The following is a 266-nucleotide window of genomic DNA, read 5'->3' on the forward strand; positions in this document are numbered from 1 at the left end:
CTTCGCCGCTGGCAAGCAAGAGCCCTCCGCGCCGCTTGCGCAGCGAGCCGTCCAGCGCTTCCAGCGAATGGTGCAGCCACCAGGACTGCGCCGCCCCCAAAGGACCGGTCCCTGCAGCCTCCGGCTCTCTTATGTAGAGAGAAATGATCGGCCGCCCCGAAAAATGGGCGGCGTTGAGCGCCTTGTTGTCATCAAGGAGCAAATCCTTGCGAAACCAGAGGATGACAGGTTTTGCTGCGTCCTTTGCCAATGAAGCCGTTCCCCAT

1 protein-coding gene is annotated in these 266 nt (G+C 61.3%); it reads right to left on the reverse strand.

Annotated elements, in window-relative coordinates; genetic code table 11:
• Positions 1–250 (reverse strand): deoxyribodipyrimidine photo-lyase (locus tag RAD04_RS38805; protein WP_461627983.1); only part of this gene is annotated, 250 nt, incomplete at its 3' end.
• Positions 251–266 lie beyond the last annotated feature (16 nt).

This window comes from Bradyrhizobium sp. 25ACV (assembly GCF_054863005.1).